The organism is Flavobacterium sp. HJSW_4 (assembly GCF_042436695.1).
Taxonomy (GTDB): Bacteria; Bacteroidota; Bacteroidia; order Flavobacteriales; family Flavobacteriaceae; genus Flavobacterium.
In genome coordinates this window covers 70,221-94,018 of the sequence record NZ_JBHNPP010000010.1, presented here as the reverse complement: position 1 = coordinate 94,018, position 23,798 = coordinate 70,221, and the positions used below count along the sequence as shown (strand labels likewise).

17 protein-coding genes are annotated in these 23,798 nt (G+C 33.2%); 11 read left to right on the top strand and 6 right to left on the bottom strand.

The annotated features are described in order from the left end of the window. Positions 1 to 109: 109 nt before the first annotated feature. Together ACE01P_RS11680 and ACE01P_RS11675 are read right to left on the bottom strand one after the other, a co-directional pair. Positions 110 to 802: an SIMPL domain-containing protein gene (locus ACE01P_RS11680; protein ID WP_379697773.1), complete on the bottom strand. Its 693-nt coding sequence runs from the start codon at positions 800 to 802 to the stop codon at positions 110 to 112. A 51-nt stretch (positions 803 to 853) separates the two neighbouring features. Continuing rightward, on the bottom strand, positions 854 to 1,492 hold the full coding sequence (locus tag ACE01P_RS11675) for a rhomboid family intramembrane serine protease (protein ID WP_379697770.1): 639 nt from the start codon (positions 1,490 to 1,492) through the stop codon (positions 854 to 856). Between the two features lie 112 nt (positions 1,493 to 1,604). Between ACE01P_RS11675 and ACE01P_RS11670 the strand changes: the two genes are divergently transcribed. Next, positions 1,605 to 2,477, top strand: a complete 873-nt coding sequence (locus ACE01P_RS11670) for a lysophospholipid acyltransferase family protein (RefSeq protein WP_379697767.1) — start codon at positions 1,605 to 1,607, stop codon at positions 2,475 to 2,477. Positions 2,478 to 2,541: 64 nt separating this feature from the next. On the opposite strand, the gene glmM is transcribed toward ACE01P_RS11670, so the two are convergent. After that, complete coding sequence (gene glmM, locus ACE01P_RS11665) at positions 2,542 to 3,930, bottom strand: phosphoglucosamine mutase (protein WP_379697764.1); 1,389 nt, start codon at positions 3,928 to 3,930, stop codon at positions 2,542 to 2,544. 207 nt (positions 3,931 to 4,137) lie between these two features. Between glmM and ACE01P_RS11660 the strand changes: the two genes are divergently transcribed. From ACE01P_RS11660 to ACE01P_RS11625, 8 genes are all read left to right on the top strand, one after another. Next, the gene (locus tag ACE01P_RS11660; protein WP_379697762.1) at positions 4,138 to 4,722 is read left to right on the top strand and encodes an ACP phosphodiesterase; all 585 of its coding nucleotides are present in this window, start codon (positions 4,138 to 4,140) and stop codon (positions 4,720 to 4,722) included. Between the two features lie 20 nt (positions 4,723 to 4,742). Continuing rightward, positions 4,743 to 6,431, top strand: a complete 1,689-nt coding sequence (gene ggt, locus ACE01P_RS11655) for a gamma-glutamyltransferase (protein WP_379697759.1) — start codon at positions 4,743 to 4,745, stop codon at positions 6,429 to 6,431. A 72-nt stretch (positions 6,432 to 6,503) separates the two neighbouring features. Next, positions 6,504 to 8,288 carry a chloride channel protein gene (locus ACE01P_RS11650; RefSeq protein ID WP_379697756.1) on the top strand — a complete coding sequence of 595 codons (1,785 nt, stop codon included), beginning with the start codon at positions 6,504 to 6,506 and terminating at the stop codon, positions 8,286 to 8,288. Positions 8,289 to 8,403: 115 nt separating this feature from the next. Then, positions 8,404 to 11,235: an excinuclease ABC subunit UvrA gene (gene uvrA / locus ACE01P_RS11645; RefSeq protein WP_379697755.1), complete on the top strand. Its 2,832-nt coding sequence runs from the start codon at positions 8,404 to 8,406 to the stop codon at positions 11,233 to 11,235. A 91-nt stretch (positions 11,236 to 11,326) separates the two neighbouring features. Continuing rightward, positions 11,327 to 12,235 (top strand): hypothetical protein, encoded by a 909-nt coding sequence (locus tag ACE01P_RS11640; protein ID WP_379697753.1) that lies wholly within the window; start codon positions 11,327 to 11,329, stop codon positions 12,233 to 12,235. A gap of 362 nt (positions 12,236 to 12,597) precedes the next feature. After that, positions 12,598 to 13,326: a TIGR00730 family Rossman fold protein gene (locus ACE01P_RS11635; protein WP_379697750.1), complete on the top strand. Its 729-nt coding sequence runs from the start codon at positions 12,598 to 12,600 to the stop codon at positions 13,324 to 13,326. A 269-nt stretch (positions 13,327 to 13,595) separates the two neighbouring features. Beyond that, positions 13,596 to 16,343, top strand: coding sequence for an aminopeptidase (locus tag ACE01P_RS11630; protein ID WP_379697748.1), 2,748 nt, complete (start codon positions 13,596 to 13,598; stop codon positions 16,341 to 16,343). A 189-nt stretch (positions 16,344 to 16,532) separates the two neighbouring features. Then, on the top strand, positions 16,533 to 18,953 hold the full coding sequence (locus ACE01P_RS11625; RefSeq protein ID WP_379697745.1) for a thiamine pyrophosphate-dependent enzyme: 2,421 nt from the start codon (positions 16,533 to 16,535) through the stop codon (positions 18,951 to 18,953). A 158-nt stretch (positions 18,954 to 19,111) separates the two neighbouring features. Here the strand turns inward: ACE01P_RS11625 and kdsB are convergent, their stop codons facing one another. From kdsB to ACE01P_RS11610, 3 genes are all read right to left on the bottom strand, one after another. Next, a complete protein-coding gene (gene kdsB / locus ACE01P_RS11620; RefSeq protein WP_379697742.1) occupies positions 19,112 to 19,846 on the bottom strand; it encodes a 3-deoxy-manno-octulosonate cytidylyltransferase in 735 nt (244 codons plus the stop codon). Between the two features lie 66 nt (positions 19,847 to 19,912). Beyond that, positions 19,913 to 20,476, bottom strand: a complete 564-nt coding sequence (locus tag ACE01P_RS11615; protein WP_379697739.1) for a DUF4870 domain-containing protein — start codon at positions 20,474 to 20,476, stop codon at positions 19,913 to 19,915. Positions 20,477 to 20,646: 170 nt separating this feature from the next. Then, positions 20,647 to 22,056: an ATP-dependent RecD-like DNA helicase gene (locus tag ACE01P_RS11610; RefSeq protein ID WP_379697737.1), complete on the bottom strand. Its 1,410-nt coding sequence runs from the start codon at positions 22,054 to 22,056 to the stop codon at positions 20,647 to 20,649. A gap of 289 nt (positions 22,057 to 22,345) precedes the next feature. Between ACE01P_RS11610 and ACE01P_RS11605 the strand changes: the two genes are divergently transcribed. Together ACE01P_RS11605 and ACE01P_RS11600 are read left to right on the top strand one after the other, a co-directional pair. Beyond that, positions 22,346 to 23,167 carry a DUF3822 family protein gene (locus ACE01P_RS11605; RefSeq protein ID WP_379697735.1) on the top strand — a complete coding sequence of 274 codons (822 nt, stop codon included), beginning with the start codon at positions 22,346 to 22,348 and terminating at the stop codon, positions 23,165 to 23,167. Beyond that, the gene (locus ACE01P_RS11600) at positions 23,164 to 23,772 is read left to right on the top strand and encodes an RsmD family RNA methyltransferase (protein WP_379697734.1); all 609 of its coding nucleotides are present in this window, start codon (positions 23,164 to 23,166) and stop codon (positions 23,770 to 23,772) included. The genes ACE01P_RS11605 and ACE01P_RS11600 overlap by 4 nt, the downstream gene beginning before the upstream one ends. Positions 23,773 to 23,798 lie beyond the last annotated feature (26 nt).

Genomic DNA, 23,798 nt, shown 5'->3' with positions numbered 1-23,798 from the left:
TAAATTTAAATATTAATTAGGCCAATGGAAAAATCTCCGTAAAATAAAAAATCCAAACTCCAGTTTTAATTGGAATTTGGATTTTTAAATATTGGAATCTTAGAAAAGTTTAGTCTAATACAAAACTTACACTAACATTTGCTGTAATTTCGATTTCGCCAATTGCTAATGTTTCGTTTGCAGCTCCTCCCATAGAATCTGCTTCTTTCATTCTCATTGCAGCATACATTGGCTGTGGGTGATAAACCTGAGAATTATCAGAAATTGTAAATGCTTTACCAACTTTCTGTCCTAAAACAGACACGTATTCTTCAGCTTTTACTTTAGCATCTTTCATCGCTAATTTTCTAGCTTCAGATTGGTATTGTGCTAATTTAGATGATTCGAAAGAAACTCTGTCAATTCGGTTAATTCCTTGTTGAACTAGACCTTCCATTAATTCATCATACTTCGCTAAATCTTTCACTACAATTTCTACAGTTTGTGTAGCGTTATAAGAAGTTTTCTTTTTCTCATAATCGTACTGCGGATTAAGCGCTACTTGTTTTGTTTTAAAATCTGCTGTTGGGATATTCATTTTTTTGATGAATTTTAAAACAGCGTCCATCTTTTCGTCGTTTTGTTTTTTAACGTCTTTAGCATTATTCCCTTTTGTTTCAACAGAAGCTGAAATACAAACTTGATCAGGTGCTACTTTTACTTTTCCTTCTCCATTAACATTAATTAGAGGTACTTGTTTGATTTCTTGGCCGTAAGACATAGTCATAAACATGATTGTTAAAAATAATACTAGTTTTTTCATTTTTGTTAAATTTTAATATTTTAAAAAGACATTTCAAAAGTTGTGCCATCATTACAATTTTCCCAATTTCGCCATTCCAAAAAGTATCAAAATCGGAATTGCGAGAAGGATTACCATCATTGTATGCTCTGTAAGCAATGAAGGCATTTTGATCAAAGTAATCAAATATCCTCCTATAGCACCTCCAAAGTGTGCTGTGTGTCCAATATTGTCATTTTTAGCTTTCATTCCATAAATTGAGTATAATAAATACAAAATTCCAAAAATATAAGCTGGCATCGGAATCACAAAAAATATTCCAAGCATCATGTCAGGCTGTAGTAATATTGCCGAGTACAAAACTCCAGTTACAGCGCCAGAAGCTCCAACCGCACGATAACTATAATCGTTTTTATGGAATAACATGGTAAGAAGGCTTCCGAAAATTAAACTTCCAAAATATACTAAGACGAAAGAAAAATTGCCAAGCCAACCTAAAACTACTGGAGCAAAAATCCAAAGTGTATACATATTAAACACTAAATGAATAATATCTACATGCAAAAAACCCGAAGATAACATTCTGATTTGCTCTCCAGAACGAATGCTTCCAACATGAAATTCGTATTTTCTAAAAAAATAAAGATCGTTAAAACCTTTGTAACTAATAACAACGTTCGCAATGATAATCGCTATTAAAATAAAACTCATAAGTACTAATTATTGTGAATTGTAAATATAATCATTCTTAAAGATAAGTTAGCAAGAAAGCAAAATATCAATCATTAATCATTTTTAATTTATCTTTGTAAAAAAATTTTACATGCAATTTCTTGTTTATATTTTAGCCTACCCATTACTTTGGCTTATCTCTATACTTCCTTTTCCAGTATTTTATCTATTCTCAGATTTTGTCTACTTTTTGATATACAGAGTAATAGGATATCGTAAAAAAGTAGTTCGAGCGAATCTTGCGCTTACTTTGCCTCATTTGAGCGATGCAGAACGAAAAGTAATAGAAAAGAAATTCTACAAACATATGTGCGACATGTTTTTGGAAATGGTGAAAACAATGAGCATGTCTCCAGCAGAAATGGAAAGAAGATTCCATGTAACCAATATTGATCTTGTTCTTGATTATGCTAAAAGAGGTAAAAGCGTAATTCTTGTGGCTTCTCATTATGCAAGTTACGAATGGCTTTTAACTATTAATCCAAAACTTGGCTTTCAGGGAGTTGCTGTTTATAAAAAACTGGCTAATCCTTATTTTGATAAATTAGTTCGAAAAATCCGTACGAAATACAATACCGAAATGATCGAAACTAGAAAAGCAATTCCAACAATGGCACAGCATCAGCGTGATGGAGTTTTAAGTTTGTATGGTTTGGCAAGCGATCAATCTCCTAAATTAGATAGAATTTTTCACTCGATGAAATTTATGGGAATTGAAGTTCCCGTACATACAGGAGCCGAAATGCTAGCCAAAAAATACAATCTGGCGGTTATTATGGTTAAAGTAAAAAAGGTAAAAAGAGGATTTTACGAAGCTACATTTCTTTCACTTGCTGATAATCCGAAAGAATATCCAAATTTTGAAATTACAGAAATGTATTTAAAAGAAGTTGAAAAACAGATTCTAGAAGCTCCAGAATTTTATTTGTGGACGCACAAAAGATGGAAACATCGCATTGAATAATCCAAAATAGAAAAAGCCTCTTTAGAAATTTAAAGAGGCTTTTTTATTTCAAAAACTGAAATTTTTAGATTCCAGCAATTACTTTAATTTCATCAATAATTCTTAGTGCTAATTTATCTGCAGCATCCTGAGAAGGCGCTTCAGTATAAATACGAATAATTGGTTCTGTGTTTGATTTTCTTAAATGAACCCATTCTGTAGCAAAATCAATTTTTACACCGTCAACTGTCGAGATATCTTCGTTTTTATATTTCTCTGTCATTTGAGTTAAAATGGCATCAACATCAATTTGCGGTGTTAATTCAATTTTGTTTTTGCTCATGTAATATTCTGGATAAGAAGCTCTCAAAGCAGAAACTGGCATTTTTTTGTTTGCTAAATGCGTTAAGAATAAAGCAACTCCAACCAAACTGTCTCTTCCGTAGTGCAATTCTGGATAGATAATTCCACCATTTCCTTCACCACCAATAACAGCGTTGTTTTTCTTCATTAATTCAACCACATTCACCTCTCCTACAGCACTTGCTTCGTAGCTTCCGCCGTGCGCGTTTGTAACATCTCTTAATGCACGAGAAGACGACATATTAGAAACTGTATTCCCTGGAGTTTTGCTCAAAACGTAATCTGCGCAAGCCACCAAAGTATATTCTTCACCAAACATTTCTCCATCTTCGCTAATGAAAGCCAAACGATCTACATCTGGATCAACTACGATTCCAAAATCAGCTTTTTCTTTTACAACAAGCTCAGAAATATCGGTTAAATGTTCTTTTAAAGGTTCTGGATTATGAGGGAAATGTCCGTTTGGTTCGCAGTATAATTCTACCACTTCAACTCCCATTATTTTTAGCAATCTCGGAATTATGATTCCTCCAGATGAATTTACTCCATCAACAACTACTTTAAATTTAGCTTCTTTAACCGCTTCGATATCAACTAATGGTAAGTTTAAAACTTCATCAATATGAATATCCATATAAGCGTCATTAGAAATAACTTCGCCTAAACTATCCACATCAGAAAAATCAAAAGCTTCTGCTTCAGCGATTTCAAGGATTTTTGCTCCGTCAGCTCCACTTAAGAATTCACCTTTTGCATTTAATAATTTTAAAGCATTCCATTGTTTTGGATTGTGAGATGCTGTTAAAATAATTCCACCATCCGCTTTTTCTAACGGAACAGCCACTTCAACAGTTGGCGTAGTAGAAAGTCCAAGATCGATAACATCGATTCCTAAACCAATTAAAGTATTCACTACTAAATTATGAATCATTGGTCCAGAAATTCTTGCATCACGGCCAATTACAACAGTCAATTTATCTTTAGCAATATTATTTTTTAAGAAAGTTCCGTACGCCGACGCAAATTTCACTGCATCAACAGGAGTTAGATTATCTCCCACTTTTCCTCCGATCGTCCCACGGATTCCAGAAATAGATTTTATTAGAGTCATTTTTGTGAGTTAGGGTTATTTTTTTTACAAATATAAAAAAGTTACCGAGTTACTAAGGCGCTAAGTATCTAAGATTTTAAATTTAACCTATAAGAAACTACTTATTTCTCGTTATTTTTATAACAAAATCATTTGAAAAAGTTTTTATACATTTACTAAAATAACTCGAAATCTTAGGTTCTAAGGTTTTCGATAACTTTAAAAAAAATGAATTTCTTAGCCCACATATACCTTTCTGGAGAAAATGATTTAATTAAAATCGGGAATTTTATGGCTGACGGAATTCGCGGAAAGCAGTTTGAACATTTCCCCGAAGATGTTCAAAAAGGAATTTTACTGCATCGATTCATAGACACTTATACCGATTCTCACGATATTTTTAGAACGAGCACCAAACGCCTTCATGATAGATACCATCATTATGCAGGAGTTATTGTAGACATTGTTTACGATCATTTTCTGGCCAAAAACTGGGAAAAATATTCGGATGAAAAATTGGAACTTTTTGTAAAAAGGTTTTATCATTCTCTGCACGATAATTATGAGATTTTAACTGAAAAAACACAAGGTTTAATGCCTTATATGATTGAAAGAAACTGGCTTGTAAGTTATCGCACAACCGAAGGAATTCAGCATATTTTGACACAAATGGACAGAAGATCGAAAAATATTTCTCAAATGCAATTTGCCGTTGAAGAACTTATTGAGTTTTATGATGAATTTGAAGAAGAATTTACTCTTTTCTTCGAAGAAATGAGAGCGCAAGCCAAAGAAAAACTGCTTTCTCTCTAAAACAATTTAATTTTATTGACATGAAAAAAATTACACTTTTAATAGCCCTTTTATATCTAAATAGCAGCAATGCACAACAAGCCGTTTCTAAACCAACCGGATTGGTGGTGACAAAAGCAATGGTAGTTTCTGCCCGCGAAGAAGCTTCAAAAATTGGTTCTGATATTATGAAAAATGGAGGAAATGCTTTTGATGCTATGGTCGGAACCGAATTAGCGCTTGCAGTTGCTTTTCCTTTTGCTGGAAATATTGGCGGCGGCGGATTTATGGTTTACCGAAAAGCAAATGGCGAAGTTGGTTCTTTAGACTATCGTGAAAAAGCTCCATTAGCAGCCACAAAAGATATGTTTTTAGATAGCGAAGGCAATGTTATAAAAGGTAAAAGCACCGAAACTGCACTTGCAATAGGAATACCTGGAACAATTGCCGGAGTTTTTGCGGTTCATAAAAAGTATGGTACAATGCCTATTGCTAAAATTTTAGAGCCTGTAATTGCATTGGCCGAAAGAGGTGTTATTGTTACCAAAAAACAGGAAAAAAGTTTAAGTGATTATCACGATAAAATTGTAAAAATAAACGGAGAAAATTCTCCAGCATCGAAAGTTTACAAAGAAAACGATACTATAAAATATCCAGCGCTAGCGAAAACTTTAAGAAGAATTCAGAAAAAAGGAAGAAACGAGTTTTATAAAGGTGAAACTGCCAAAATTTTAGTTGAATATCTTAAAGGAAAAGGCGGTATTATTACCATGCAAGATTTGGCAAAATACGAAGCTAAATGGAGAAAACCGCTTCAGTTTACGTATAAAGATTTAAAAATAACTTCTATGTCTCCGCCAAGCAGCGGCGGAATTTGTTTGGCACAAATCTTAAAAATGCTTGAACCTTACGATTTAGCCAAAATGGGACACAATACTCCAGATGCAATTCAGGTTATTGTCGAAGCAGAAAGAAGAGCTTATGCTGACAGAAGCTACTTTTTGGGCGATCCTGATTTTGTAAAAATTCCAATAAAAGAATTATTGGATGCAAATTATCTGCGCGAAAGAATGGCAAGTTTTAATCCTGAAAAAGCAACCCTATCTACAGAAATTAAAGAAGGAAAAGTGAATTATGCAGAAAGCACAGAAACTACACATTACTCCATTGTAGACCAATTTGGAAACGCAATTGCGGCTACAACAACTTTAAATGACGGTTACGGTTCTAAATATTATTGCGACGAATTAGGTTTCTTTTTGAACAATGAAATGGATGATTTCAGTGCTAAACCTGGATCTCCAAATATGTTTGGTTTGGTTGGAAATGAAGCCAACAGTATTGCACCACAAAAACGTATGTTAAGTTCAATGACACCTACAATTGTAGAAAAAGACGGAAAACTTTTTATGGTGGTTGGAACGCCAGGAGGTTCAACAATTATTACGTCTGTTTTGCAAACGATTTTAAATGTTTACGAATACAAATTAAGTATGCAAGAAGCTGTAAATGCGCCACGTTTTCATCATCAATGGCTTCCTGATTTAATTACTTTTGAACCAAATACTTTTGAAACTAAAACCATAGATGCCTTAAAAGCGAAACACTATATTATCAACGAAAAACCAACTCCAATTATCGGAAAAGTAGATGCTATTTTGGTTTTGCCTGACAATAAATTAGAAGGAGGAGCAGATTTTAGAGGCGATGATGCAGCATCTGGGTTTTAATTGTTTCTTGATTTTATTTTTTTAAAACAAGATTATAATCTAATTTTGTAAGTCAGATAATTTTAAAACAGAATGATAAAAAAATATTTCAGACGACTTGAAAGTATAATTGCTTTGGCTCAATCTTTAATGACTCCAAAACAGTTTCTTTTTTTATCTAGTGTTTTAACAGGAATATCGTGTGCGTTTGCGGTAATTGTTCTTAAAACATTCGCCCACAGCGTTTTTTCTTTTGCAACTTATATAAACGGAATCCTTAAATTAAGTTTCATTAATAGTATTTTGCCTATTATTGGTATTTTACTGACTGTTTTCGTAGTAAAAAAAGTTCTTAACGGAAGTATTCAAAAAGGAACTTCGCAAATTCTTTATGCTGTTGCTAAAAAGGCAAGTATAATTCCGAAAAAGCAAATGTACGCACAAATTGTAACCAGTTCGTTAACAGTTGGTTTAGGAGGTTCTGCAGGTTTAGAGAGTCCGATTGTGATTACAGGAGCTGCTTTTGGATCTAATTTCGCTCAAAATTATAAACTGCAATACAAAGACAGAACTTTATTAATTGGTTGTGGCGTTGCCGCCGGAATCGCGGCCGCGTTTAACGCGCCAATTGCGGGAGTACTTTTTGCTGTTGAAGTTTTATTGGTAGATGTTAGTATTTCTGCTTTCACTCCTATTATGATCTCTGCTGCGACGGGCGCTTTAGTTTCTGCGATTGTTTTAGACGAAACCATTCTTTTGAGCTTTAAACAACAGGAAACTTTCAATTTTCATAACATTCCTTTTTACATCATTTTGGGAGTTTTGACTGGGCTAGTTGCTATTTATTATTCGAGAAACTTTCAAAGAGTCGAGCATTATTTTGCGAGACAAAAGATTAATCCATACAAAAAAGCATTAATAGGTTCTTCTCTTTTAGCATTATTAATATTTATTTTCCCAACTTTATTTGGTGAGGGTTACGAAAGCATTAGAACACTTGCAGAAACAGATCCTGGAAAACTTTTAGACAACACTTTGTTTGCTGATTTTAGAAACAACCAATGGGTCTTACTACTTTTTGTTGGTGCAACAATGATGATGAAAGTTTTCGCTTCTGGATTAACAATAGGAAGTGGTGGAAATGGAGGAAACTTTGCTCCTTCCCTATTTTTAGGTTCTTATTTGGGTTATTTCTTTGCTAAACTTATAACGCTAATCGGTTTATCTAAACTTCCAATTACCAATTTTACAATGGTCGGAATGGCCGGAATTTTGAGCGGTTTGTTTCATGCGCCTCTTACTGCTATTTTCTTAATCGCAGAAATTACAGGAGGTTACGGACTAATGATTCCGCTTATGATTGTTTCTTCCATTAGTTTTGCTATTTCTAAACGTTACGAAAAGTATTCGCTTGACGTAAAAGGTTTGGTTAAAAAAGGACATGCTTTTACCAGCAATAAAGATTCTAATATTCTATCCACTTTAGAAATTGACACTATCATTCAATGCGATTATTTAACCGTTCATCCAGATGAAAATCTAAGCAAATTGGTTGATCTTATTTCGCATTCCAATCAAGTTGTTTTTGCGGTTGTAAATCATGAAAAAGATTTAATTGGTGTCGTTCATTTCAATGATATTCGTGAAATAATCTTCAATGCTTATCGTGTGAAATACACCAGCATTAGAGATGTAATGAAAGCGCCATTGGCTACAATTTCTACTCTAGACAGCATGGAAATCGTAATGAAGAAATTTGAAACTTCAAAATCTGCTTTTCTTCCTGTTTTAAGAGATGGAAAATATTATGGCTTTATTTCTAAATCAATAGCACTTGAAGCTTATAGAACAAAACTTCGTTCTATGACGATTGAATAATTTTAAAAACAACGATTTAAAAAGCGTTTTTTGTTACTATTTGTAACATAAACTTTTGCTATCGAGCACTAAAAGAACAAATCAAAGTGGTAACTTTGCGTTTTTGCTCAAAATTATGTTAGATAAAGACAATACTATTGAAGTTCTTGGTGCAAGAGTTCATAATCTAAAAAATATCGATATCTCAATTCCGCGTGAAAAACTGGTTGTAATTACTGGTTTATCAGGTTCGGGAAAATCTTCTTTGGCATTTGACACGATTTATGCTGAAGGTCAGCGTCGTTATGTTGAAACGTTTTCAGCTTATGCGAGGCAATTTCTTGGCGGTTTAGAGCGTCCTGATGTTGATAAAATCGACGGACTTTCGCCAGTTATTGCAATTGAACAAAAAACAACCAGTAAAAGTCCGCGTTCTACAGTTGGTACGATTACTGAAATTTACGATTTCCTAAGGCTATTATATGCTCGTGGCGCAGATGCTTACAGTTACAACACTGGCGAAAAAATGGTTTCGTATTCTGATGAACAAATCAAAGATTTGATTATTCAAGATTATAACGGAAAACGTATCAATATTTTGGCTCCAGTTATTAAAGCAAGAAAAGGTCATTATGCTGAATTATTCCAACAAATTACCAAACAAGGATTTTTGAAAGTTCGCGTAAACGGAGAAGTTCAAGATCTTGTTGCAGGAATGAAATTGGATCGTTATAAAACACACGATATCGAGATTGTTGTCGATAGAATGGTGATTGAAGATAATCCTGACACTCAAAAAAGATTATCTGAAAGCATCAATACTGCGATGCATCATGGTGAAGATGTTTTAATGATTTTAGATCAGGATTCTAATGAAGTGCGTTATTTCAGTAGAAATTTAATGTGTCCTTCAACAGGAATATCATACCAGAATCCAGAACCGAATTTGTTTTCATTCAACTCTCCAAAAGGAGCTTGTCCGCATTGTAACGGATTGGGAACTGTTCACGAAATCAATGCTAAAAAGATTATTCCAAATCCAAAATTATCTATAAAAGCGGGTGGTTTTGCGCCTCTTGGCGAATATAAATCTTCTTGGATTTTCAAGCAATTGGAAACCATTGGAGAAAAATTCGGATTTAAAATTACGGATCCGATCGAGAAAATTCCTGAAGAAGCCATGACTATGATTTTATATGGTGGAAAAGATAAGTTTTCTATCAATTCTAAAGATCTTGGCGTAACGAGAGAATACAAAATTGATTTTGAAGGAATTTCTAATTTCATCAAAAATCAATATGACGAAAGCGCCACAACGAGTATAAAACGTTGGGCAAAAGATTTTATGGACGAAATTAATTGTCCTGTTTGCGATGGTTCTCGTCTTAAAAAAGAGGCTTTATTTTTTAGAGTAAATGGAAAAAATATCACCGAATTGTGTGATATGGATATTTCCGATTTAACAGCTTGGTTTTTAGATTTAAATAATCATTTGACTGACAAACAACTTTTAATTGCTTCTGAAGTGGTTAAAGAAATTAAAGATCGTTTGAACTTCTTAATGAATGTTGGTTTGAATTATTTGGCTTTAAGCCGAAGTTCAAAATCGCTTTCTGGTGGTGAGGCACAGCGTATTCGTTTGGCAACACAGATTGGCTCGCAATTGGTTGGCGTTTTATATATTCTAGATGAGCCTAGTATTGGTTTACACCAAAGAGATAACGAAAAATTGATTCAGTCTCTAGAGCAATTACGTGACATTGGAAACTCTGTTATTGTCGTTGAACACGACAAAGACATGATTGAAACTGCCGATTATGTAATTGACATTGGACCAAAAGCTGGAAAATACGGTGGAGAAATAATCAGTATTGGAACGCCAAAAGAAACTCTTAAATCAAATACGATTACCGCTCAATATTTGAATGGTAAAATGAAATTTGACATTCCGAAAGAGAGAAGAAAAGGAAATGGCAAATTCTTGAAGTTAACTGGAGCAACAGGAAATAATCTTAAAAACGTTTCGATTGAAATTCCGTTAGGTCAGATGACTTGCGTTACAGGAGTTTCTGGAAGTGGAAAATCGACTTTGATTAATGAAACGCTTTATCCGATTCTGAATGCGTATTATTTCAATGGAGTAAAAAAACCACAACCTTATAAAAAGATTGAAGGTTTAGAACATATTGACAAAGTAATAGATATTGACCAAAGTCCGATTGGTAGAACGCCACGTTCGAATCCGGCGACTTATACAGAGGTTTTTACCGAAATTAGAAATCTGTTTACGATGACTTCTGAAAGTATGATTCGCGGTTATAAAGCGGGTCGTTTCAGTTTTAACGTAAAAGGTGGACGTTGCGAAACCTGTGAAGGTTCTGGTGTAAGAACGATCGAAATGAACTTTTTACCAGACGTTTATGTAGAATGCGAGACTTGCCAAGGAAAACGTTTCAACAGAGAAACTTTAGAAATTCGATACAAAGGAAAATCTATTTCAGATGTTTTGGATATGACGGTTGATGAAGCGGTTCCTTTCTTTGAAAATATTCCTAAGATTTATAGAAAAATCAAAACAATTCAAGATGTTGGTTTGGGTTATATTACGCTTGGACAGCAAAGTACAACACTTTCTGGTGGTGAAGCGCAACGTATTAAACTTGCTGGAGAATTGTCTAAAAAAGATACTGGAAATACATTTTATATCTTGGACGAACCTACAACAGGATTACATTTTGAAGACATTCGTGTTTTAATGGAAGTAATCAATAAATTGGTGGATAAAGGAAATACTATTCTAGTTATCGAGCATAATATGGACGTTATCAAACTTGCCGATTACATTATCGATATTGGCCCTGAAGGCGGAAAAGGCGGCGGACAATTGGTTGCCAAAGGAACTCCTGAGGAAGTGGCCAAAAGTAAAAAAAGTTATACAGCTAAGTTTTTGAAAAAAGAATTAGAGTAAAATTTTCGCTTTGTCAAGGTTTAAAACTTTGACAAAGCTTTTTATTATTTAATAGTAATTATTTCATATTTTAGCTTAAAAAAGACAAAATATGAAGCAAATCCTACTATTCATTGCAATAATATTACTTCATTTCACTACGGTTGCACAATCGCAAAAAGACAGTCTTAATAAAGTAGTTCACGAACGAATTAAGGATATTAAAGAAAGTCAATCTGACAATCCTTATTATACCAAAGAAGAAAAGAGAGAGGTGTATACTAAAGAAGTTAATACATTTCAAGATTTGGCTCAACCAAGTGAGGATAGTGATCTAGCCAATTATTTCAAGATATATCTGGAGAAAAAACTTTTACAAAAAATTGATTTTTCGACTATTAAATGGTCTTCTTTTTATAAACATTCCTCAAACAACGCGTATAGTTTTACTATTCGTATGACCTTTGAAATAAGTAAAACAAACAAAGTAACTAATTGCCGCATCAATACAGGAAACAAAGAAAGAGACAAAAAAATAATTGAAATTTTTAAAAAATATCCTTTAGAAAAATTAGGACTAAAAGAAAGTGATAAACTTGGAAAAATCAGTGTGCAGTTGTTTGCTAAAGAGGGCAAAAACGTAATCATAAAAGCCAGCAAATTTGCTGTAGTAGACACGCCTGCTACTATACAAGGTTGCGAAAATGCCGAACTGTATTGGCAAATAAACAAATGTCTTTACGACAAATTATATGAACATATACTTAAAAACCTTTCGCTAAAAACACTTAACAACCAAGAGTTACGAGGTGAAGTTATTTTTAATCCGCGTTTTACAATTAATGAGGAAGGAAAAATAGTTCATGTAAATTCTATAGCTCCAAATGAAACTATAAAAAATGAAATTGATCGCGTAATTCAATCGTTTGATCAAGTAGTGATTCCTGGAAAAAGGAACGGAAAACCTCAGAATACCTATTGCGAGACCTTTCGATCCCTGACAATTGAAAATATAAAATAGTTTTCTAAATATATTTTTTAATTTTAATCAACTGATAATGAATCGAAAATCTCAATTTGATTATTATCGCAAGATTACTTTTGGATTATAATTTGTGTTTTCTGTAACAATTCTAGAAAAAAGCGTTAATTTAGTGTCCGCTTTTTTGAAATATTCAAAGTTTTGAAGAAAGATCTTTCAATTAAAACAATTGTTTATTTGAAATCAATTGCCCTAGCCCTGATGGGAGCGGCATCCTTTTGTGGATGGTCCCGATAGCTATCGGGAATCAAAAGATACAGCGGACAGCAGGAATCAGCTCCTCCTTCTGCAACTTTAAATGACATTTAAGAATAACAAAATAATAAATTAAAATACCTAAAATGAGATTAGAAGATTTTGATAATGATGAAGATAAAGTAATTCAGGATCGTTTGAAACAAAAAACGTGGAATGAAGTTAAAACCAATGACAGCTGGGCAATTTTTAAAATTATGTCTGAGTTTGTAAATGGTTATGAAAGTATGGGACGTATTGGCCCGTGCGTTTCGATTTTTGGATCTGCGAGAACAAAACCAGATGACAAGTACTATTTATTGGCTGAAAAAATCGCTTACAAAATTAGTAAAGCGGGTTACGGTGTGATTACAGGAGGTGGTCCCGGAATTATGGAAGCTGGAAATAAAGGTGCGCATTTAGGTGGCGGAACTTCGGTTGGTTTGAATATTGAGCTTCCGTTTGAGCAGCATTTCAACCCGTATATTGATCACGATAAAAACTTGAATTTCGATTATTTCTTTGTGAGAAAAGTAATGTTTGTAAAGTACTCACAAGGTTTTGTGGTTATGCCAGGAGGTTTTGGAACTTTGGACGAAATGTTTGAAGCGATCACTTTGATTCAGACTAAGAAAATTGGAAAATTCCCAATTATTTTGGTTGGAGTTGAATTCTGGTCTGGATTAATCGAATGGGTTAAAACTGTTTTGGTTGAAAAAATGCATACGGTAAGTCCAGAAGATTTGAACTTGTTTAAAATCGTAGATACAGAAGACGAAGTTGTAGATGTTTTGGATAAATTCTATAAAAAGTACGATTTAAGTCCGAATTTCTAAATTTAATTATCACAGGCGAGATTGAATTTCGCTAAGAACTTCATACTATTTATCGTTAAATTACGTAAAGTATCGTAAAAATTGAAAGCTGTTTTTTTAAACAGCTTTTTTTATACTATTTTTACAAAAATCCGAAATCGTAATATGTACGTAACTTAAGTATATCTGATAATTTTTTAAGCCATTATTTGAAAGCACTTTATAAAATTATTTGCCTCTTTTTAGCTTTATCTTTTTCGATAAAACTAAGCGCACAACATCTCTCGAAGATGGAAGTGGCGGTAAATCTTGAGCTTAAAACACTAAATATTAAACAGGATATTACGTATCATAATGCCACTAATGACACTTTGGCTACGATTGTTTTGAATGATTGGAACAATGCTTTTGCAGACAAAAACACGCCACTGGCCAAACGTTTTTCTGATGAATTTTACAGAGGCTTCCATTTGGCAAAGGCTGCCGATAGAGGAAAAACTACAATCATAAACTTAACGGAAACCAATTTTTCTGCTCTTGAATGGGAAAGAAGTGATCTGGATCCCGATTATATTATCGTTAAATTGAATCGTAAACTTCTTCCAAACGAAAAAATCGATTTACATCTTAACTACATTGTAAAAATTCCAAACGACAAATTCACTCATTTTGGCTTTACTCAAAATGGCGGTATGGCGTTAAAAAACTGGTTTTTAACTCCTGCCCGTTTTGAAAATGGTCTTTTTGTAAAATACAACAATTTCAATCTAGACGATATTGCCAATGCTGTGAGTGATTATGAAGTTGAAATTAAAATTCCAAATCAATATTCTATTGCTACCGATTTAAATTCGGTTTCAACAGATGTCACTAATCAGAACTACAGCATTTACTCTTTTTCAGGAAGAAACAGAACCGATTTTAGTCTTTACATCGAAAAAGAAAATAGTTTTAGAACGTACGACAATGGCTCTTTGCAGGTTCTAACGAATTTGAAAAATAAAAAAATAGACGAAATTCAGAAAGCCATTATTATTAATCGTGTGGTTTCTTATGCCGAGAAATTTATTGGCCAATATCCGCATGAAAAAATAACTATTTCTCAGGCAGATTATGATCGAAATCCTTTTTATGGCTTAAATCAGTTGCCTTCATTTATTAGTCCGTTTCAGGATGATTTTATGTTTGAGATTCAATTTTTAAAGACTTTTTTAAACAATTATCTTAAAAACAGCCTTCGTTTAGACCCTAGAAAAGATAATTGGGTTTATGATGCAATCCAGATTTATACCATGATGAAGTATATGGAAGAGCATCATCAGAACGAAAAAATGCTGGGGAAACTTTCAGACATGAAACTCTTTAAAAGTTATAATATCACCAATTTGACTTTTAATGAGCAATACAGCTATTACTATATGCTAATGGCTCGTAAAAACTTAGATCAGCCTCTAGGTGACCCGAAAAACACGCTAATCAAATTTAACGAACAAATTGCCAGTAAATATCGTGCTGGTTTAAGTTTGAGTTATTTAGACGATTATCTGAATCATGATATTGTTCCAAATAGTGTAAAAGAATTCTACAACCTAAATCAATTTGGGCAATCGAATCGTTATGATTTTGAAAAAATCTTAACCCAAAAAAGTCCAAAAAACATCGATTGGTTCTTTAAAACTATTATCGATTCGAGAGATATTATTGATTACAAGTTTTCTCATGTTTCAAGAACAGCAGACAGCATTACGTTTTCTGTTAAAAACAAAACTGGAATCTATGCCCCTATTCCGATTTACGGAATTAAAAAGAAAGAAGTTGTATTTAAAGAATGGATTGAACCTAAAACTAAAGATTCTGTTTACGAATTCAGTCGTAAAAACGCAGACAAAATTGTAATTAATTATGACAATGAAGTTCCAGAATACAATCAAAGAAACAATTGGAGGTCTTTAAAACATGTTGCGCTGAATCGTCCGTTAAAATTTAATTTTGCTAAAGATTTAGAAGATCCAGACTATAACCAGATTTTATACATTCCGACATTAAACTACAATTATTATGATGGTTTTACACCTGGAATTCGTTTTAATAATAAAACCATCTTAGACAAACCTTTTAATTTTGACATTAATCCGGCCTATTCTATAAAAGCAGGAACACTTTCTGGATCGTCAGCCTTTTCATGGAATCAATATTATAGAAACAGCACTTTGTTCAATGTCCGTTATTCTATCAGTCAGAACTATTTTCATTATGCTCCAGATGCAACTTATTTGAGACTAAATCCGATGGTTGTGTTTCGCATTCGCGAAAAAGATTTCAGAGACAATAGAAAACAAGCGTTTTTATTCCGTCAAGTAATCGTAAATCGTGAAGCGAGCGAATATATAACTGATAATTCAACGCCTAATTATTCTATTTTTAATGCTCGTTATTCTAACACAAAGACAGAGTTAATTGATCATTTTAATTTCATGACCGATTTGCAATTTTCTAGCGGTTTCGGAAAAGTTGCTGGAGAAGTAGAATACAGAAGGTTATTTGAAAACAACAAAAAGTTAAATTTAAGATTGTATGCTGGAACTTTCTTATACAATACAACAAACTCCGATTATTTTAGTTTTGGTTTAGACCGTCCGACAGATTATTTATTTGATTATAATCTATTTGGAAGATCTGAAAGCACAGGCTTTTTTAGCCAACAATATGTTATCGCAGAAGGAGGTTTTAAATCGCAATTACAACCTGCATTTGCTAATCAATGGATGACGACTTTAAATGCGAGTTACGCAATTTGGAATTGGGTAGAACTTTACGGAGACATTGGTTTCTTGAAAAACAAACATCAAAGTGAGTTCTTTGCCTACGATTCTGGAGTGCGTTTAAACTTGGTTCCTGATTACTTTGAACTCTATTTTCCTGTTTATTCGAATAATGGATGGGAAATATCACAACCTAAATACAATGAAAAAATTCGATTTATAATCACTTTTTCACCAAAAACATTAGTTACTCTTTTCACCCGAAAATGGTTTTAATCAAATAAATTTTAAACAAAAACTTGCGAAATTATCAATAAAATTAAATTTTACATAAAAATAAAATAAATAAAATACGTAGTTTACGATTTTGAATACAAATAATTAAATTATATTTAGTTCAAAGAATTATGATTATTGATTGTTTTTAAGTAATTTCGCGACATAATAACATGACCCTACAAGATTATGATAAAAGAAAAAAACAATACTACACTGACATTTGAAGATTTCAAAACTGAGGTATTGAATGACTATAGGATAGCTGTTACAAGCCGTGAATGTAGTCTTTTAGGTCGAAAAGAAGTATTAACAGGAAAGGCTAAATTTGGAATTTTTGGCGACGGAAAAGAAGTTCCGCAGCTGGCAATGGCCAAAGCTTTTAAAAACGGAGACTTTCGTTCTGGATACTATCGCGATCAAACTTTTATGATGGCTATTGGCGAATTGAATGCCAGACAATTTTTTGCCGGTTTATATGGTCATACTGATTTAGCTTTTGATCCGATGTCTGCGGGAAGGCAAATGGGCGGACACTTTGTAACGCACAGCTTAAACGAAGACGGTTCTTGGAAAGACTTAACTAAACAAAAAAACTCAAGCTCAGATATATCTCCAACTGCAGGTCAAATGCCAAGATTACTTGGTTTGGCTCAGGCTTCAAAAATTTACAGAGAGGTTGACGGAATCACAATTAAAGATAAATTTTCTGTTAACGGAAATGAAGTAGCTTGGGGAACTATTGGTAACGCTAGTACTTCTGAAGGTTTATTTTTTGAAACTATAAATGCTGCAGGAGTTCTTCAAGTTCCTATGGTAATGAGTGTTTGGGATGATGAATACGGAATTTCTGTTCACGCTAAACACCAGACTACAAAAGAAAATATCTCTGAGATTTTAAAAGGATATCAGCGTGATGAAGATTCTAAAGGTTATGAAATCTTTAGAGTAAAAGGCTGGGATTATGCGGAATTGGTTTCGACTTACGAAAGAGCTGGAGCAATTGCACGCGAAGAACATATACCTGTTTTAATTCACGTAAACGAATTAACACAGCCTCAAGGTCACTCTACTTCTGGTTCTCACGAACGTTACAAAAGTGCAGAGAGATTGGCTTGGGAAAGAGATTTTGACTGTATTCGTCAAATGCGTCTTTGGATGATTGCAATTAATATTGCTTCTCCAGAGGAATTGGCAGAACTTGATTTCGAATTAAAAAAAGAAGTTCTAGAAGCTAAAAAAGACGCTTGGAATGCTTTTATTAATCCGATTATTGAAGACCAGAAAAATCTTCTAGCTTTATTGGAGCAAATTGCTGAAGCAAGCATCAATCATAAAGATAGAATCAAAAAATTAATTTCTGAATTAGCCGCGATAAAAGCGCCTTTAAAAAAGGAATTATTGGTTTATGCTAGAAAGATTCTTCGTTTTATCGAAGTTCCAAATAGCAAGCTTATTTTATCAAATTGGATTACACAATTCTTGAGCGAAACTCAAGAAAAATTCAGTAGCAATCAGCATTCTGAGTCTGCTCAAAATATATTTTCAGTAGAAAAAGTTCTTCCTAAATATGCAGAAAATGCAAAACCAGATTTGGATGGAAGAATGATTTTACGTGATAATTTTGATGCCTTATTTGCGAAATATCCTGAAACTTTAATTTTCGGTGAAGATGTCGGAAACATCGGAGACGTAAATCAAGGTCTGGAAGGCATGCAGGAAAAATACGGAGAACTTCGTGTTGCCGATGTCGGAATTCGTGAAGCGACTATTATTGGTCAAGGAATCGGAATGGCTTTGAGAGGCTTACGTCCGATTGCTGAAATTCAGTATTTAGATTATTTATTGTACGCTATTCAGATCATGAGTGATGATTTAGCTACTTTACAATATAGAACGGTTGGAAAACAAAAAGCGCCGTTAATCATTAGAACTCGTGGACACCGTTTGGAAGGAATCTGGCATTCTGGTTCTCCAATGGGAATGATTATCAACGCGATTCGCGGAATTCACGTTCTGGTTCCAAGAGATATGACACAAGCTGCTGGTTTTTATAACACTTTGTTAGAATGTGATGAACCTGCTTTGGTTATCGAATGTTTAAACGGTTACCGCTTAAAAGAAAAAACTCCGCTTAACTTTGGTGAATTTAAAACTCCAATTGGAGTGGTTGAAACTTTAAGAGAAGGTTCTGATATTACTTTAGTTTCTTACGGATCAACTTTAAGATTGGTGATGCAAGCAGCTAATGAATTAGCAGAAAAAGGAATTGAGTGTGAAGTTATTGATATTCAATCTTTACTTCCGTTTGACGTTAGCAAAGACATTGTAAAAAGTATCGCTAAAACAAACCGTCTTTTAGTAATTGATGAAGATGTTCCTGGTGGAGCTTCAGCATTCATTTTACAGCAAGTTTTAGAAGAGCAAGACGCTTACAAATATTTAGACAGCAAACCGCAGACTTTGGCAGCAAAAGCACACAGACCTGCTTACGGAACTGACGGTGACTATTTCTCTAAACCTTCTGCAGAAGACATCTACGAGAAAATTTACGACATGATGCATGAAGTGAATCCTTCTAAATATCCTGCTTTGTATACAAGATTTTAATTCCGAAACCTCGGAATAGATAATAAAAAAAGCTCCAAATTTTGGAGCTTTTTTTATTTTTTTTACATAAAGCTTGTCATTGCGAGGAACGAAGCAACCGCACTAGCAATCATCGATTCCGTAAATGAGATTGCTTCGTTCCTCGCAATGACTAAAAACTAAAGATCTTTCAACATAGTTTTCGCTCTTTCCAAATCTTCAGCCGTATCAATTCCGATTCCGACGTGAGTTGTTTCGACCATTTTAATGCGTTTTCCGAATTCTAAATAACGTAATTGCTCTAACTTCTCAGAAGCTTCTAAAGATTTCATTGGAAGGCTGTAAAAGTCTAATAATGCTTGTTTTCTGAAAGCGTAAATTCCGATGTGCTGAAAATATCTCACTCCAACGTTTATCTCTCTTGGATACGGAATTACAGAACGAGAAAAATACAAAGCAAACTGCGATTGATCTACCACAACTTTCACATTATTCGGGTTGTTAATTTCTTCTTCATCTGTGATTTCTCTCATTAGCGAAGCCAAATCAATCTTTTTATCTGCATCGTTTTTAAAAACTGATAAAACCTGTTCTAAAGGTCCAGCTTCTGTAAAAGGTTCGTCACCTTGCACATTTACCACAATATCAACATCAAGATCAGCGACTGCTTCTGCAATTCGGTCGCTTCCAGATTCGTGTTCTTTGATGCTCATAATTGCTTTTCCTCCGTTAGAAACAATTTCATCAAAAATTAAATCAGAATCAGTAACTACAAAAACATCGTCGAACAATTTTGTCGAAACTGCTGCTTCATAAGTTCTAAGAATTATTGTTTTCCCTCCTAAATCCTGCATTAGTTTTGCTGGAAAACGTGTTGAAGCGTATCTTGCTGGAATTACTGCTATTATTTTCATTTTATTATTTTGAAATTTTAAAATCAAACAAATATACTATTCAGAGAGAGCTTTTTAAAATATATTTTAAGATATCATTTTGATAAGATTGGGATAAAGTTTCCTTGTCTTTTCTTTCTTTGTTTTAATTGCAAAAAATATAGGCAAAACTATATTCAAAATATATAATGCAATAAAAAAATAAAACAAAACGGAGAGTTGACCGTAATGCAAAATCTTAGAAAGAGCAAAAACAGTAAAACAAATAAAAGTAAAAATTGTCCAAACTATTTGAAAATTAAGCAGATTCACTCCGATTTCTTTCAGTCCGACGATTTTATCTTTTTTGTTTACCCATAAAATAAGAGGCAAAATAATATTTCCGAGAGGAATTGCGAGAAATACTATTACTGAAAGATGAAAAACAATCAGATAGCTTTTGTCTTCATATTTTCCGTAATCTAGAATATCTTCCGTATTAATATCTAAAACTTCACAAATTAAACTCAACGTTTTTCCTCGTGGCTCATTTTCGTCATTTTCAATTCGCTGAATTGTTCTTAAATTTACTTTTGAAAACTCTGCCAATTCTTCCTGAGAAAGGCCTTTTTTCTTTCTAACTTCTTTAATTTTCTTTCCAATTTCGTTCATGATCAGTTTTGATTTATTGTTTCGACAAAACTACTTTTGAAAAGCTCATTTTGATAACGGTTTATTTGTGACATTTTAACGACATTTGTGTCAAAGTCTTGATTTTAAACAACAAAGCAATTCACAAATTACTTCATCTATTCACTATCGCTCAAGTAGTAGCTAATAAACTATTCCTCAAAACTTTCATCTTTAAATCCTATCAAATATAACTTATTTTTAGCACGTGTCATCGCGGTATAAAGCCATCTAATATAATCTGTATCAATGCCGTTTGGCAGAAATGGCTGTTCGATAAAAACAGTATTCCACTGCCCTCCTTGCGATTTATGACAGGTAATTGCGTAAGAGAATTTCACCTGTAACCCGTTGAAATATTCGTTTTCTTTTACCTTCTGAAATCTTTTGTATTTAGTCGATTCATCTTCATAATCTTTCATCACTTCCTCATACAAACGATTCGATTCTTCATACGTTAAAGAAGGCGATTCGCTTGTCAAAGTATCTAGAATCAAAACCGTTTCAAAAGGCTTTTGCTCTGGATAATCGACCATTCTGATTTTTACTTTCGCAAACTTAAATCCGTACAATTCTTTGATTCCGAAGAGTTCTAAAACTTCGATAATATCTCCGTTGGCAATAAATCCAGCTTCGTCCGTTTCTTTCAGCCAGAAATAATTGTTTTTCACAACCATTAAGAAATCTCCAACCGAAAGTTCGCTTTCTTTAAACAAAATTCGACTTCTAATCTGCTCATTGTATTGATTGGCACGTTTATTAGAACGAACAATAAAAGCAGTATCTTCAATACTGTAATTGCTGTACGCCGTATTAATGGCATCTTGAATATCGTAACCATCAGTCAGTCGAACGATGTCTTTAAACTTTTTTACATTGAATCTAAATTCAGTTATAAAACTCTCTTTCAACAATTCACGTAATTCTGTCGCATTATATAAAATTCCTGAACTTTCTTCCTGACGCATTACTTCGTCCAATTCGATATGTTCGATTTCTTTGTCGTAATGAATTCCCAAAGTCTGAATATCAAGTGCGGGACTAATATCTAAATTTACGGGAGGCAACTGCGCGGTATCTCCCAAAAGAATCATTTTGCAATTATTTCCAGAATATACATAATTGATCAAATCGTCTAAAAGCGAACCGCTGTCTAATGTGCTGTCTGAAATCATCGAAGCCTCATCGACGATAAAAATGGTGTTTTTATGTTTGTTAACTTGCTTCGTAAAAGCCACTCCGCCGCCAGAAGATTTCTTTGGAAAATAGATTTTTTTATGAATTGTAAATGCTGGATTATTTGAATAATTGGCAATTACTTTTGCCGCACGTCCTGTTGGAGCCAGCAAAACATATTTCTTATTGATATCGCCAAGATTATTTACAATGGTAGAAATAACGGTAGTTTTTCCCGTTCCGGCATATCCTTTCAAAACAAAAATCGTATCATTTTGAGGTTCGGTTAGGAAGATTGCTATTTTTTGAAAAAAAATATCCTGTTTGTAAGTTGGAGCAAAAGGAAATCGTTTTTGTAAAGTACCGTAAAACTGTGCAGAATTCATAAAGTAATATTGAAAGACAAAGTTCGGCTTTTTTAATTTTAAATTCCAAAAATCAAATTCCAAATTCCAAACTTTAAATTCGAAGTTTAAAAACACTTAAAGGACAAAATCATAAAATACCGTAACTAATTATATTTCAATAAAATAAACTTTTTCTTAACGTTGTTTTAAACTTAGAATGAAATTGTTTTTTGAAATTGCAATTATAATTGTTCCTTTTTAATTTGTAAGTTTGTGGTCGCTTAAATTCTTTCTTGATTTAAAACAGGTAACGAATTGTAAATCAACTATGTCATTACAAAATACTAACATTACTTCAAAAAATTACAGAAAACTTTCTATTCAGGTTTCACTGACTGGATTTTCATATTGCTGTTTTGATACTTTAAACAATATCATCACATCTTTTAAAGAAATAAAGTTTGATACTTCTAGCAAAACATCTCGAATTGAAGATTTATTCAACGATGCTTTCAAAAATAATCCTGAATTAAAAAACACTTACGATGAAGTAATGGTTATTCACAACAATAACCTTTCGACTTTTGTTCCGACTGCTTTGTTTGATGAAAATTACTTAGGAAGTTATCTGCAATACACTACAAAAGTCTTTGAAACAGACCATTTTACTTTTGATCAAATTCCTAATTATCAGATGAATTCGGTTTATATTCCGTTTGTGAATATCAACAATTTCCTAATCGATAATGTAGGTTCTTTTGATTACAAACATGCTAACAGTATTTTGGTTGAGAAACTTTTGGACAGTTCAAGAAACAATGACGACAAGAAAATGATCGTCAATTTTAATCCAGGAAATTTCGAAATTATTGTAGTTCAGAATCAAAAACTTTTGCTGTTTAATTCGTTTGAATACAATACACCAGAAGATTTTATCTACTATATTTTATTTACAGCAGAGCAAATGAGCATGAATCCTGAAAGTTTCAAATTAGAATTATTAGGGACAATTTCAGAAAATGATCCGTTTTATGCTATTGCTTACAAATACGTGCGCCATATTTCTTTCTTAGACGTTTCAAAACTGCAAGAAAGAAACAGCTTTACAGCATCTCAAAATCAAAAACATTATATCTTATTTCAATCATGAGAATCATTTCAGGAAAATACAAAGGACGCAGAATTTTTCCGCCAAAAAATCTACCTGTAAGACCAACGACTGATATGAGTAAAGAAGCATTGTTTAATGTTTTGAATAATCATTTTAGTTTTGACAGTTTAAAGGTTTTAGATCTTTTCTCGGGAACTGGTAATATCAGTTATGAATTCGCTTCACGCGGAAGTGCTCCAATTACATCTGTAGATGGCGATTTCGGATGCGTAAAATTCATCAAACAAGTTTCATCAGAATATGATTTTGATATTGCGGCAACTAAAAGCGACGTTTTTAAATTCTTAGAAAATTCTAAAACGACTTACGATATTATCTTCGCAGATCCTCCTTACGGATTGGATCAAGCTACTTTTGAGAAAATTGTTTTAACGGTTTTTGAAAGAGATTTATTGGAAGATGACGGAATGATGATTATTGAGCATTCAAAATATACCAAATTGGATCATATGAGTAATTTTTCGTTTCAGAAAAGTTACGGCGGTTCTTATTTTAGTTTCTTCGAACTAAATTCTACCGACGACGATGAAGAATTACCTCATGATGACATTTCCAAAAAAGAAACTGAAGAAGACGAAGGATAACAATCTTTCTGAAACATAAAAAATCC